The following is a 13,162-nucleotide window of genomic DNA, read 5'->3' on the forward strand; positions in this document are numbered from 1 at the left end:
AAGGCTGACTATATTAATCATAGACATGCACGTAAGGGTCCTTATCATTGGCCTTTTTGATGATTAATGCCTCAGGACCATTCACTGAAGTAACGCTCACTTCCACATGAATATTATCAAATTGATTGATTAAAATACCCGTCAAATATTGCGTAAATCCGATTATTTCTGCTTTGCCGAAAAATTGGATTGGTATTTCAATCGAAAGATTTTGTATTTGTTTATTGCGATAGAAACCAGTACCGATCACACTTGTATAGTTGGAAAAATATTTATCAACATCTTGTTTGAAATTCTTGAAGTTATTGTTGACATCTCGGTATATATCCTGTGAATCGTCTGTTGGGAATAAGACATAATTTTCATCTATTCCTTCCCAATCGGCAATGTTGTTCTGTCCAGCTTTTGCTACACCATAGCTAAAATATGCTCCTGGAATAATTTGATTGCGGGCTTGCTGCTTAAACAAACCAACAACAATCGGTACATCTTTTAACTCTTCACGTGAACGTAAACGAGAAACGATTTCAGCAGCCATTTTTTTGCCTTGCTCAATAAGAGTAGCCTCTGAAATTGGTTCCTCGTAATATTCGCCATACTGTTCTTTTTGATAATAATAAATAGAATTTAAGGAAAGACCGATTGAAATCCCACCTAGTTTCACTTTATTATCCTTCGTTTTTGTTAAGTAGTTTTGCTCTACAATATGGGATAAATAAACTGGAGCCTTTGTTGCTCGTTCCTCTGGTGTCATTGTGTCTGTTGTCGGTGGATTTAATCCATCTTCTGTTTGTGAACTACGAGCAAGCCAAGAGCTTACTGTACTTTCAGCTAAATATTGACCTTCTTGGAAGTAGTAGTTTTCTGTGTCGAACTCATTTTGAGATAGACGCATTAAACCCGATTCAACTTCCTTCATATCGTATTTCGTATAAATGTTAGATACCACTAGACCTCTACTTGCACTCTCTTTATAAGGGATAAGCGTCTTATAATAGGATTCATCAATTTGTATGCTTGGGATAATTGTTGTTTCAGCTTTTTCTTTCTGTTGCGTTTCCTGTGTAAGCTCTGTCTCCTTCTTGTCAGAAGGCACACAGCCGACTAGCATTGCAGCAGCTACGATTGCTGGAATGAGTCGAAAAGACTTCATTATTTAGTGCTCCTTTACTAATAGTCAATTTTAGGTCGACGAAACTACTCGACGCCTTGATGTAACTGTTGTGCATTCCACATCGCTTCCTATTCAAAAGAGGAGGACATCATGCACTTATTAGATGAGGTTAAGTTGTTCAATTAAGTTATCTTCAGTCCAAACGTCGATACCTAATTGCTCAGCCTTTGTTAGCTTAGACCCCGCATCCGCACCTGCGATCACAAGATCCGTTTTTTTGCTGACACTACCCGTGACTGTACCACCTAACTCTTCTATTTTCGCTTTTGCTTCGTTGCGTGTCAATTGCTCAAGTTTACCAGTTAAGACAATTGTTTTACCTGCAAAAGGACTATCACCTATCGCCACTTCTACCTTTTTACCTTTATATGTCATATTCACGCCTACCTCAGCAAGACGCTCAATGACTGCTCGTGCATCTTCATTGGAGAAATACTCCACTAACGATGAGGCCATTTTATCTCCAATCTCATAAATCGCCACAAGCTGATCTTCCGTTGCTGCCATCACCGCTTCCATCGAACCGAATTCCTCGGATACGATTTTGGCTGCTTTTTCACCCACATGTCGAATTCCTAAGCCAATTAATAAACGCTCCATCGAATTTTCTTTCGAGGCTTGAATGGCATTAACTAAATTCGTTGCAGATTTCTCGCCCATGCGTTCCAATTCCACGAGTTGCTCAACCGTTAAATGATAGAGATCCGAAACATCATGTATTAAATCTGCACGCAATAATTGCTCCACTACTTTGTCTCCAAGACCATCAATATTCATTGCGTTTCGAGAAACAAAATATTTTATGCTCTCTGCAATTTGAGCAAAGCAAGCAGGGTTTACACAGCGCAGGGCCACTTCGCCTTCAATACGTATCAATTCACTATCACAAACAGGGCAATTTTTTGGCATGACAAAAGGTACTGAATCCTCAGGACGTTGCTCTATTAGCACACCTACAACTTGAGGGATAATATCTCCAGCTTTTCGAATAATAACTGTATCTCCAAGACGAATATCCTTATCTCGGATTAAATCCTCATTGTGTAAAGAAGCACGTTGAACCGTCGTCCCTGCAACTTGTACTGGCGTTAAAATAGCCGTAGGAGTAACAACACCTGTACGTCCTACTGTTAAATCAATATCAAGCAACGTTGTCACAACTTCCTCTGCAGGAAACTTATAAGCAATCGCCCAACGGGGACTTTTTGCTGTATAGCCTAGCTCGTCTTGCTGCGCATAACGATCCACCTTAATCACGATGCCATCAATTTCGTACGCTAAATTTGGACGATTTTCTGTCCAATGTTCTATAAAGGCCATTACTTCTTCAATGGTTGTGCAACGTTGGCGCTCTTTGTTAGAAGGGAAGCCTAGCCCCTCTAAATAATCGAGCATTTCTGCATGTCCATCCATCCCATAAATCTCACCATCTCCACCAATGGCATAGATAAAAGTTGATAGTTGGCGACTTGCTGCAATTTTAGGATCTAATTGACGCAATGAGCCAGCAGCGGCATTCCGTGGATTAGCAAATAATTCTTCCCCATTGTCAGCACGTTGCGTATTTAATTTTTCAAATGATTTTTTCGGCATGTACGCCTCACCGCGTACTTCGATTGTAATAGGCTCTTTTAAACGTAGTGGGATCGCTCGGATAGTCTTTAAATTGGCAGTAATATCTTCTCCTACCACACCGTCTCCTCTTGTTGCCCCTTGTACAAACACGCCATTTTTATACTTCAATGAAATAGCCAAACCATCTATTTTCAGCTCACATACATATGAAAATTGATCTCCGATTGCCTGACGAACTTTACGATCGAATTCTTGTAAATCTGCTTCATTAAAAGCATTTGAAAGACTAAGCATTGGGTAATCATGTGTCACTTTTTTAAAGCCCTCTACCACTGCTCCACCAACACGCTGCGTAGGAGAATCAGGGTATATGAGTGATGGGTTCGCTTCTTCTAATGCAATTAGTTCCTGTAATAACTGGTCATAGACACTATCAGCTACGACAGGTTTATCTAACACATAATAGGCATAACCATATTCATGCAATAATTTATTTAACTCCGCTATACGCTGTTCTATTTCGTTCATTTATGTTCCTCCGCTTACGCTTTTTCAATCGGTGCAAATTGAGCAAGTAATCGCTTAATACCAATTGGTTGTGGGAATGCGATATCGAGCTCTGTACTATCACCTTCACCTTTTACACTAACAACCATACCTGTTCCCCATTTTTTATGAATCGCCTTATCTCCAGCCTTCCACCCAAATTGATCTCCACCCGTTGCTTGTAAACGTGCTGTAGCAGGTTGTGTTTGCTGAGTAGCACCAAGTGTACGCTTTTGATGGCCACCTGTTGAACGATTGTTAGTAGCAAATGGTATTGTTGATTTTGTTCCTGCCTTAGAAATAGACTCTGTAATATCTTGAGAAATTTCACCTAAAAATCGTGACGCATTATTAAAGCTTGAACGACCAAAAATCGTTCGGCTTTGTGCACATGTTAAGTATAGACGTTCCTCAGCGCGGGTCACGCCAACATACATAAGGCGACGTTCCTCTTCCATTTCATCTTGATCGTCTAGTGAGCGAGAATGTGGGAAGATGTTTTCCTCCATGCCGATAATAAAGACAACTGGGAACTCTAAGCCCTTAGCGGCATGCATCGTCATTAAAATAATATTACCTTTGGATGTATCTTCTTTATCGAGTGCATCAATATCAGCAATAAGAGCTAAATCTGTTAAAAAGGCAATTAAGCTTTTATCATCACTGCGCTCCTCAAAAGCCTTTGTGACAGATAAAAACTCTTCAATATTTTCTAAACGACTTTCTGCTTCAATTGTTTTTTCGTTTTGTAACATTGCTCGATAACCGGATTTATCAATAACTTGCTCCACAATTTCCGTGACAGATAAATATTCCTGCATTTGTGTAAAGCCTTTAATCATCGCATAAAATTGCTCAGCTGAATTTGCCGCTTTCCCTGATAGCCCCATGAAGACAAGATCATTCATCGCGTCAAAAATCGAACGATCCTGATCTATCGCATAACGTGCCATTTTTTCAAAGGATGTTGCGCCAATACTGCGCTTTGGCTCATTAATAATACGTGCTAGTGATAAATCATCGTCATTATTGGCAATCAGTCGTAAGTATGCTAGTAAGTCCTTTATCTCTTTTCGATCATAGAACTTTGTTCCGCCTACTATTTGATAGGCCATATTGGATTTAACTAGTACTTCCTCCATTACACGAGATTGAGCATTTGTGCGATATAAAATAGCAAAGTCATCAAATGAACGATTTTCTTTTTCAATTAACTGGTGAATCGTTTGTACAACAAATTGCGCTTCTTCTTGCTCGTTATAAGCTTTATATAGTGCAATCTTTTCACCCTCTGAATTTTCTGTGCGCAATTCTTTTGGGTATCGTGTTGTATTATTTTGAATGACGTCATTGGCTGCCTGTAGGATGCGTTGAGTTGAACGATAATTTTGCTCAAGCATAATCACCTTTGCAGCTGGATAATCCTTCTCAAAGGATAGGATATTCCCAATGTCTGCACCACGCCAACGATAAATAGACTGATCTGAATCCCCTACAACACAAATATTTTTAAATTTCTTTGCCAGTAATTGCACAAGTAAATACTGAGATTTATTGGTATCCTGATATTCATCTACATGAATATATTGAAATTTGTTTTGATAATATTCAAGCACTTCAGGTACACGCTTAAACAACGTAATCGTCGTCATAATCAAATCGTCAAAATCGAGGGATTGGTTGCGGCGTAATCTTTTCTCGTAGCCTTTATAGACACGTGCAACTGTTTGTTCATAAGGATTTTTATCGTTTATTTGTCCAGCGTATTCATCCGCTGTTATACACTCGTTTTTTGCTGCACTAATAGCATTTAAAATTGCTCGTGGCTCAAAACGTTTTGGGTCAATATTTTCTTCCTTCATCACATTTTTAATGACTGAAAGCTGATCAGTCGAATCTAAAATAGAGAAATTACGAGAAATGCCTAATTGATCGATATTACGACGTAAAATTCTTACACACATGGAGTGGAAAGTCGATACCCACATACTATCGCTAGTACCATTACCAAGAATGCCATCAATACGATCACGCATTTCTCGGGCTGCTTTATTTGTGAATGTAATCGCTAAAATCTTGGAAGGATATACTTCCTTTTCGATAACTAGGTAAGCAATACGATGTGTTAAAACTCGTGTTTTCCCTGACCCTGCACCTGCCATAATGAGTAATGGTCCTTCAGTTGTTTTAACCGCACTTTCCTGTTCGGGATTCATACCTGCTAGTAAATTTTTTGTTAACTGTTCCATTTTGCACCGCCTTACAAACATTTGTTCTAAAATTATAACGTATTTTTAACAGCCTTAACAGTCGCAAGTGCAGCTTTTAAATCTTCATAAATAATATTTCCAACTACTACCGTATCTGCAATCTGTGCCATTTCCTCTGCTTGCTTTGCAGATGTTATGCCCCCACCGTAAAAGAGTTTGGTATGCTTCAGTTCGTTTTTCACAGCACTGACTACCTCCAGATTGCCATACATTCCGCTGTACTCTAAATAAAAGACAGGAAGCTTAAAGAAATTTTCTGCCATGCGTGCATAAGCTACCACATCATCAATCGTTAAATCTGTTTTCGCACCCGTTACATGGGCTACTTTACAATCAGGATTTAAAATACAATATCCTTCCGCTACCAATTCATCCCATACCATAATATCGCCGTATTCCTTAATAGCCTCATGATGTAAATTTTTAATCCATTTTGGATCATCACTATTTAATACAGTAGGAATGAAATAATAGTCATACCCTGGCGTTACCGCATCAATCGTAGAAATTTCAAGTGCTATCGGTACCTCAAAGCGACGTACGCGAACAAGTAAATCTAATACGCCATCCAACGTTACATTATCTGTTCCCCCAACTAAAATAACGTCTGTCCCAGACTCGCAAATTTTTTCCAGTGCTTCATCTGAAATGTCCTTCGCTGGATCTAGCTTGAACACATGTCTCCATTCTAAATAATCCATCTATTTTACCACCTATCATTTTCTATCTATTCGTTTACAAGTATAGCTTATGATTCACGACAAAAAAATGAAAAAGACCGAGTAGAACTTCTACTCAGCCTTTTGTCTGACTATTCTTTTGGTGCTTGAAACGGTTTTTCATCAGGATACAAACGACCTAACATTTCATCATATGTATCATTCCCATAATCAAAGCAGCGACGCACGCGTGAAATCGTTGCTGTACTTGCCCCTGTTTCCTTTTTAATGGATTCGTAGGTTTTCTTTAAACGTAATAAATGTGCGACCTCAAAGCGTTGTGCCAACGATTGAATTTCACTAATCGTACATAAATCATCAAAAAACTTATAGCATTCTTCGATGTCCTTTAACTCTAACACTGCTTTAAATAATTGATCTGTTTGATGCCCCCGAATTTTTTCGATTTGCATGCAATTTTCCTCCCTTTAAGGCTGCGTTTTCACCATTGCTTGTAACCCTGGTGAAGATGGTACGAAATGAACCCACGACTTTCCTGGTACAAGCTTTACAGGCTCCCCTGATTGCTCTACAGCCATTGGTATTCCATTAACATTTGCCCATTTGACTTCCCTCAAATAGCCATTTTGAAATACATACGCATTTCCACCAGACGTTAAATCAATTGCTTGGCGACCAATATCATCAATTGTTCGGTGATCCATTTCAAAAAATAGAACATTTGCCAATGACACTGTCTCGCCTGTTAACATATCTTTTGTGTCCACGCCAGCCGATTGTCGTTCATAGTGATTATTTTGATGATCATACACATACGCGTTATGGAAATCTTCATTATTTCCGTAGTAAATATCAACTTGATTTGTTTCAATACCTATTTTACCACGTTCATCAGGTTCATAAAAAGCCTGAAGCACTTTTTCACTGTAATTCATTGAAGCGCCTACCATTTCAGCACCTTTTAGAATGTTTTCTGATGTAATATAGGAATTGTGTGGTGCAACGCGGTCGTTAGAGCGTTTAAAAAGTATACCATCATAAGCCATACCATTGATATTGTCGACGATACGATGATCAAGCATCGTTTTCGCCTCTGGGCTATAACCATGCGCTACATAAAAGGCATCAAATCCCTTTGCCATATCGATAAAATAAGAGCGTGCACTACGAACGGGCCCAATATTTTCAGGCAGTTCACTTTGATATACTGCTAAAAAGCGTGTTACATTACCTTCTGCAAGCATTTCATAAACGATATCCGCAGCAGCTAATCCTGATTGTGGACGTGCTGCTGGATGATTATTAATTGTTACGATAATAGGTCGCTGTGTAATTTCTTCTTGTACAGCCTCCCCAGTAAGTGGTGCGACGAATGCTGGTCGTTGCACAGGCTCCTCCACTACTGTTTCTTCCTCTATAATGGGATCATCATCTTCTTTGACTTTTGGTGTATCTTTTGAACATCCCCCGATTACCAAAGCACTAAATGCTATAGCAATCCATAATTTTTTCGATTTGAACACAAGCATATCTCTCCTTTGAACAATTACACATATCTGTAACTGTTTAAACAACTGAAACACTTTCATCAATTAGCGCATAACAGCAGGTAATAATAACTTATTCTTCATCACATCGAAAATCCCTTGTGGTGTTATACGAATATATGGTAAATGAGTAGATTGTAAAAATAATAGTGTATAAATCGCATCTCCTAATTGATAGCCTCGATCTGCTAAAGCTTGTTTTAAAGCCTTTTCTTTCTCCGTTAATGTGAGTATATCTCCATCATATAAAAGTCCACCAATTGTTAATGGGATATCCGCTATCACTTCACCTTTTTCAACAAGAACAATACCACCATTCATTGCCTTCATTTCTTCGAAGGCTTTGATCATATCTTCTTTATTTTTTCCAATTAACAATATATCACCTGTGTTGGAATAAGAGGATGCAAAGCCTTGAACATCTGTTGCAAATCCTTTAATCATTGTATTTACATGCCAGTTACCTTTTCGGTTAATTAGCATTAAATAACACTCATCATGATTCGCCAACTGCCCTTCTTTCGTAATTAAAGAGTTATAAGGCTTTGTAATCACATCATTAACTAATTGAATTCCAAACGGCATAGAAAACTGAAAATCTTGAGAATCTAATGAAAAATCTAAATCTAATGCTGGAATAGCAGAATAATCAATTGTCGCTAATCTATGCACACGATTCCCATCACGCTTCAACCAGACACCCTTTGATAAAACACTTTCTGGAACAGGGTGATATTCATCTTGTAAAATATTCAATGAAGCAAAACGTCCTGTCGCGATAAAACCATGTAAATTGGACATGTTATAATAACGTGCCACATTATAGGAAGCCATTTGATAAGCATCGATAGGAGATACCCCTGCATCTAAAGCTACTTGAATACATTTATCCATCACACCATCCTCATGGAATGAAGGTGTCGAACCGTCTGTTGTCATCATTAAATGATCAAAGATCGGAAGTTCTTTTTCTACTATTCCTTTTAGTAGATGTGGTAAATCGGGTCGAATGGAAGAATGACGTAAAGTTACAGCATAGCCCTGCATAATGCGACGCTCTACCTCTTCCACTGTCATTGCCTCATGATCCCCATCAGCACCAAGCAGTTTCATGCGTGCCAACGTTCTTTCTGAAGCTCCTGGGAAATGGCCTTCAATTTTTTTACCCAGTCCCTTAGCCATTTGCATACGATAAAGCATTTGATCGTCACCATGCAACAGCTTAGGCCAGCCTGTCAACTCTCCACCAAGCAAGACATCACTTCGCTCTAACCACTCTAATATAGAGGTATTAGAGAAAACCTCTTCCTCTTGCTCCAATTCAGTTTGTGAATCAAAGCGAGTCCACCAATAAAAAGAAAATGGTAGCTTTTTCAAACTCTCTAAAATTGAAAACGCTTTCTTATTTTCTAAATTTAAAACAAAACTTAAATTATCCGAAATAAAAGTCGTTGTCCCAAGCTGACCACAAAAATCTGCAAATGATTGTGGATGATAAAGCTGGAATGGATGTACATGAGGTTCAACATAGCCTGGAACAATTGTTTTTCCTGTACAATCCACCACTTCTGTTCCTTCTAATAAAGGAGGCATTCTGTCACCAGCATAGACAATGCGATCTCCCAAAATCCAAATGTTTCCTACTACAAATTGTTTTAACATACTATGCAAATAACGTGCATTCTTCAGCACGATATCTGGTGCCTTTTTCCCATCGATTACTGCTAATTGCTGACGTATTTTTGTTATTTTCCATACTGGATCCATGCTATTCGCTCCTTCCTAAATTACGTAATTTTTCATTGTGTAAATCCAACTTGAAATCACATACTACTACTGCATAATCGCATATTTTCATAAAAATTATGCTTTATGCAATCATCTTGTTTCAATCGTAACACAGCACTTTCATAAAGCAAAGTGCACCTCGCTTATTTTTTCCACAATGACTAAAGGAGGAAGTATGATGATGCAGCAAGCAAATTTAAGCGAAAAGAATGCATTTTGTCGTTTTGCCATGGGGACGAGTTTGACCGCATATGGTATCGCTAAAGTTTCTAGAAATCCTAATTGTACAAAAGGTCGATTAATGATTGCATTAGGTGCCATGAAAATGGCTGAGGGACTCTTTAAATATTGTCCAACAAAAGCAATTTTAAGCTCCAATATGCAAAATGCCATGAACACCTCTATGCAAAGTATGTTCAGCGGGCAAAATTCTATGTCTTCTGAACAAATCGATAAGCTCATGAAGGATTTTTCCTCTGCTATAGCTGGCAATTCTTCAGGTTCACAAGCTACTGCTTCAAAACAATCTGACACCAGCACTTCAACTCAAAATTCCTCAAATAGTAGCGATTCTTCAACGAATAAAGCTCAGAATCCTTCTTAGTCAAAGGAGCCGTCCCAATCTATTATTGAGACGGCTCTTACCTCTTACGTTTTGAAACAACAAGAGGTTTCAAAAGACGATAAAAAATATTTAGTGAAAATAAAAATTACTTCAATGTACGCCAGCCAATATCTTTACGGAAGAAAAAGTGATCCCATGTTTCCGTTGCAATACCTTCATAAACCTTTTCCTGTGCTTCTTGTAAAGTAGCTGCTTTTGCACCAACTAACAGTACACGCCCACCGTTACCAACGAATTGGCCGTCTACTAATTTTGTACCTGCATGGAAAACTGCATGTGATGTGGAAAGTGTCTCTAAATTCGGTAATACCTTACCCTTTTCAACGTCTCCTGGGTAACCCTCTGCTGCAATGACTACACCAAGCATTACTTCTTCTGACCATTGTAAATCAAAAGGCTGTTCATCCATTAATGCCATCATAAATGCACCAAAATCTGAAACCATACGTGGCAATACGACTTGCGTTTCTGGATCACCGAAACGAGCATTAAATTCTATAACTTGAGGGCCTTTTTTCGTTAAAATTAACCCTGCATATAAAATCCCTGTAAAGGAAGCACCATCTGCCTCCATCCCTTTAACAGTAGGTTCTACAATCGTTTGAAAAGCAATATCGACTACCTCTTGTGAGATTTGTGGTACTGGAGAATAAGCACCCATACCTCCTGTGTTTGGTCCTTTATCTCCGTCATAAGCTCGTTTATGGTCTTGTGCAATAACCATTGGATAAATTTGTCCTTTATGTACAAAGGACATGAAGGAGAATTCTTCACCGTCTAAAAATTCCTCGATGACAACACGTGAAGAAGATTCACCAAAGCGTTGATTCCCAATCATATCCTCTACAGCTTCAATTGCTTCTTCCTCTGTCATTGCCACAACAACGCCCTTACCAGCCGCTAAACCATCTGCTTTAATTACAATAGGCGCCCCTTGTTCTTTAATATAGGCTATGGCTTTTTCTGCTTCAGTAAACGTTTCATGTGCTGCTGTAGGAATATTGTATTTATTCATAATTTCTTTCGCATAGGATTTACTGCTTTCTATTTGAGCAGCAGCCTTTGTAGGGCCGAAAATACGTAAACCTCTAGCTGTAAAGAAATCGACAATGCCTTCAGCAAGCGGCTGTTCTGGGCCAACAAATGTTAATGCAATATCATTTTCCTTAGCAAATTGAGCGAGACCTGCGAAATCCATTGTATCAATAGCAACAACTTCTACTTCGCCTCGCATCCCATCATTTCCTGGCGCTACAAATACGTTGTTAACTGATGGAGAGATGCTAAATTGTTTAGCGATTGCATGCTCACGACCGCCGCTTCCGATTACTAATACATTCATTTTAGAGAATCCTCCTCTTTGTAAGTAAGACCGAGATGAACCAACATCTCGGTCTGTTATGTTTCCTATATGCTTCAACAATTAATGTTTAAAATGACGTACGCCTGTGAATACCATAGCAATGCCGTATTCATTAGCTTTATCAATGGAATCTTGATCTTTAATCGAACCACCTGGTTGAATAATTGCTGTAATTCCTGCAGCTGCTGCAGCTTCCACAGTATCACTCATTGGGAAAAATGCATCTGATGCTAATGCAGCACCTTTTGCTTTTTCTCCAGCTTGTTCAAAGGCGATTTTAGCAGCACCTACGCGATTCATTTGACCTGCGCCAACGCCAAGTGTCATTTGAGAATCTGTTACAACAATCGCATTTGATTTCACATGTTTGACAACAGACCAACCAAGTTGTAATGCTTCCCATTCTTGTTCTGTTGGTTCACGATCTGTCACTACTTTAATATCCGCATTGCCAAAGCCATAGCGATCTGGCTCTTGTACAAGAAGGCCTCCCTCAACTGATACTACATTGAATGAATCTTGTTTCGCTTGCTCGAAAGGAATTGTTAGTAAGCGGATATTTTTCTTTTTCGTTAAAATATCTAATGCTTCTTGTGAGAAAGCAGGAGCAATAATAATCTCTAGGAAAATATGGCTTAGCTTCTCTGCAGTTGCTGCATCCACTTCCATATTTAATGCGATAATACCGCCAAAAATTGATGTTGGATCAGCTTCATATGCTTTATCGAAAGCTGCCTCTAATGTGACACCTGTGCCAACACCACATGGATTCATATGTTTCACTGCTACAGCAGCTGGCATTTCAAATTCTTTCACAATTTGCAATGCTGCATTACCATCTTGAATATTGTTGTAAGATAACTCCTTACCATGTAATTGTGTAGCATAGGCTAATGAAAAGTCAGAGCCAAGACGCTTTTGGTAGAAAGCCGCTTTTTGATGAGGGTTTTCGCCATAGCGTAAATTTTGCTTTAATTCATATGTCATTGTTAAGCTCTCTGGGAACTCTTCTTCAGTCAGGTAGTTTGAGATATAAGAATCATAAGCGGCTGTGTGACGGAAAACTTTCGCAGCTAGTTTACGACGTGTTTCAATCGTTGTTGCGCCGTCTACTTTTAGTTCTTCTAATACTGTTGCATAGTCATTGCTGTCCACGATTACTGTTACATATTGATGGTTTTTTGCAGCAGAACGTAACATTGTTGGACCACCGATATCAATGTTTTCAATTGCATCATCCCAAGTTACATTAGGCTTTGAAATTGTTTCAACAAATGGATATAGATTAACACAAACAATCTCAATTGGCTCAATTCCATGCTCATTCATCTGAGCTTGATGAGACGCATCGTCAAATTTTCCTAATAGACCACCGTGAATCATTGGATTTAATGTTTTTACACGACCATCTAAAATTTCAGGAAACTTCGTTACTTCATCTACCGCTGTTACAGCTACTGCATTGTCCTGTAACATTTTTTTTGTACCGCCAGTTGATAAAATTTCATAACCTAATGCTACTAATTCCTTTGCAAATTCTAAAATACCATCTTTATTGGAAACACTGATTAATGCACGTTTTGTCACAACAATA

10 protein-coding genes are annotated in these 13,162 nt (G+C 38.7%); 1 reads left to right on the forward strand and 9 read right to left on the reverse strand.

Annotated elements, in window-relative coordinates; translation table 11 throughout:
• Positions 1-13: 13 nt before the first annotated feature.
• The 7 genes from JTI58_RS05420 to JTI58_RS05450 all read right to left on the reverse strand — a co-directional run bounded on the left by JTI58_RS05420 (position 14) and on the right by JTI58_RS05450 (position 9,559).
• The gene (locus JTI58_RS05420; protein WP_205445718.1) at positions 14-1,153 is read right to left on the reverse strand and encodes a CamS family sex pheromone protein; all 1,140 of its coding nucleotides are present in this window, start codon (positions 1,151-1,153) and stop codon (positions 14-16) included.
• Positions 1,154-1,273: 120 nt separating this feature from the next.
• On the reverse strand, positions 1,274-3,277 hold the full coding sequence (gene ligA / locus JTI58_RS05425) for an NAD-dependent DNA ligase LigA (protein ID WP_205445720.1): 2,004 nt from the start codon (positions 3,275-3,277) through the stop codon (positions 1,274-1,276).
• A 14-nt stretch (positions 3,278-3,291) separates the two neighbouring features.
• Positions 3,292-5,544, reverse strand: a complete 2,253-nt coding sequence (gene pcrA, locus JTI58_RS05430) for a DNA helicase PcrA (RefSeq protein WP_205445722.1) — start codon at positions 5,542-5,544, stop codon at positions 3,292-3,294.
• 32 nt (positions 5,545-5,576) lie between these two features.
• Positions 5,577-6,266: a heptaprenylglyceryl phosphate synthase gene (locus tag JTI58_RS05435; RefSeq protein WP_205445724.1), complete on the reverse strand. Its 690-nt coding sequence runs from the start codon at positions 6,264-6,266 to the stop codon at positions 5,577-5,579.
• A 110-nt stretch (positions 6,267-6,376) separates the two neighbouring features.
• On the reverse strand, positions 6,377-6,697 hold the full coding sequence (locus JTI58_RS05440; RefSeq protein WP_004225717.1) for a YerC/YecD family TrpR-related protein: 321 nt from the start codon (positions 6,695-6,697) through the stop codon (positions 6,377-6,379).
• 15 nt (positions 6,698-6,712) lie between these two features.
• Positions 6,713-7,768, reverse strand: a complete 1,056-nt coding sequence (locus JTI58_RS05445) for a DUF3048 domain-containing protein (RefSeq protein WP_205445725.1) — start codon at positions 7,766-7,768, stop codon at positions 6,713-6,715.
• A gap of 69 nt (positions 7,769-7,837) precedes the next feature.
• The gene (locus tag JTI58_RS05450) at positions 7,838-9,559 is read right to left on the reverse strand and encodes an adenine deaminase C-terminal domain-containing protein (protein WP_205445727.1); all 1,722 of its coding nucleotides are present in this window, start codon (positions 9,557-9,559) and stop codon (positions 7,838-7,840) included.
• A gap of 199 nt (positions 9,560-9,758) precedes the next feature.
• Between JTI58_RS05450 and JTI58_RS05455 the strand changes: the two genes are divergently transcribed.
• The gene (locus JTI58_RS05455) at positions 9,759-10,184 is read left to right on the forward strand and encodes a YgaP-like transmembrane domain (RefSeq protein WP_243456322.1); all 426 of its coding nucleotides are present in this window, start codon (positions 9,759-9,761) and stop codon (positions 10,182-10,184) included.
• Positions 10,185-10,290: 106 nt separating this feature from the next.
• Here JTI58_RS05455 and purD read toward each other — a convergent pair whose 3' ends face one another.
• Together purD and purH are read right to left on the reverse strand one after the other, a co-directional pair.
• Complete coding sequence (gene purD, locus JTI58_RS05460) at positions 10,291-11,547, reverse strand: phosphoribosylamine--glycine ligase (RefSeq protein WP_205445731.1); 1,257 nt, start codon at positions 11,545-11,547, stop codon at positions 10,291-10,293.
• An 81-nt stretch (positions 11,548-11,628) separates the two neighbouring features.
• The gene (gene purH / locus JTI58_RS05465) at positions 11,629-13,155 is read right to left on the reverse strand and encodes a bifunctional phosphoribosylaminoimidazolecarboxamide formyltransferase/IMP cyclohydrolase (RefSeq protein ID WP_205445733.1); all 1,527 of its coding nucleotides are present in this window, start codon (positions 13,153-13,155) and stop codon (positions 11,629-11,631) included.
• Positions 13,156-13,162: the final 7 nt, after the last annotated feature.

The organism is Lysinibacillus fusiformis, assembly GCF_016925635.1.
Classification (GTDB): Bacteria; Bacillota; Bacilli; order Bacillales_A; family Planococcaceae; genus Lysinibacillus; species Lysinibacillus fusiformis_F.

Bases quoted from the DNA above. Each gene is read 5' to 3' on its own strand.
- JTI58_RS05455 (WP_243456322.1), top strand. From the start codon at position 9,759: ATGATGCAGCAAGCAAATTTAAGCGAAAAGAATGCATTTTGTCGTTTT.
- JTI58_RS05435 (WP_205445724.1), bottom strand. From the start codon at position 6,266: ATGGATTATTTAGAATGGAGACATGTGTTCAAGCTAGATCCAGCGAAG.
- JTI58_RS05440 (WP_004225717.1), bottom strand. From the start codon at position 6,697: ATGCAAATCGAAAAAATTCGGGGGCATCAAACAGATCAATTATTTAAA.
- pcrA (WP_205445722.1), bottom strand. From the start codon at position 5,544: ATGGAACAGTTAACAAAAAATTTACTAGCAGGTATGAATCCCGAACAG.
- purD (WP_205445731.1), bottom strand. From the start codon at position 11,547: ATGAATGTATTAGTAATCGGAAGCGGCGGTCGTGAGCATGCAATCGCT.
- ligA (WP_205445720.1), bottom strand. From the start codon at position 3,277: ATGAACGAAATAGAACAGCGTATAGCGGAGTTAAATAAATTATTGCAT.
- JTI58_RS05450 (WP_205445727.1), bottom strand. From the start codon at position 9,559: ATGGATCCAGTATGGAAAATAACAAAAATACGTCAGCAATTAGCAGTA.
- JTI58_RS05420 (WP_205445718.1), bottom strand. From the start codon at position 1,153: ATGAAGTCTTTTCGACTCATTCCAGCAATCGTAGCTGCTGCAATGCTA.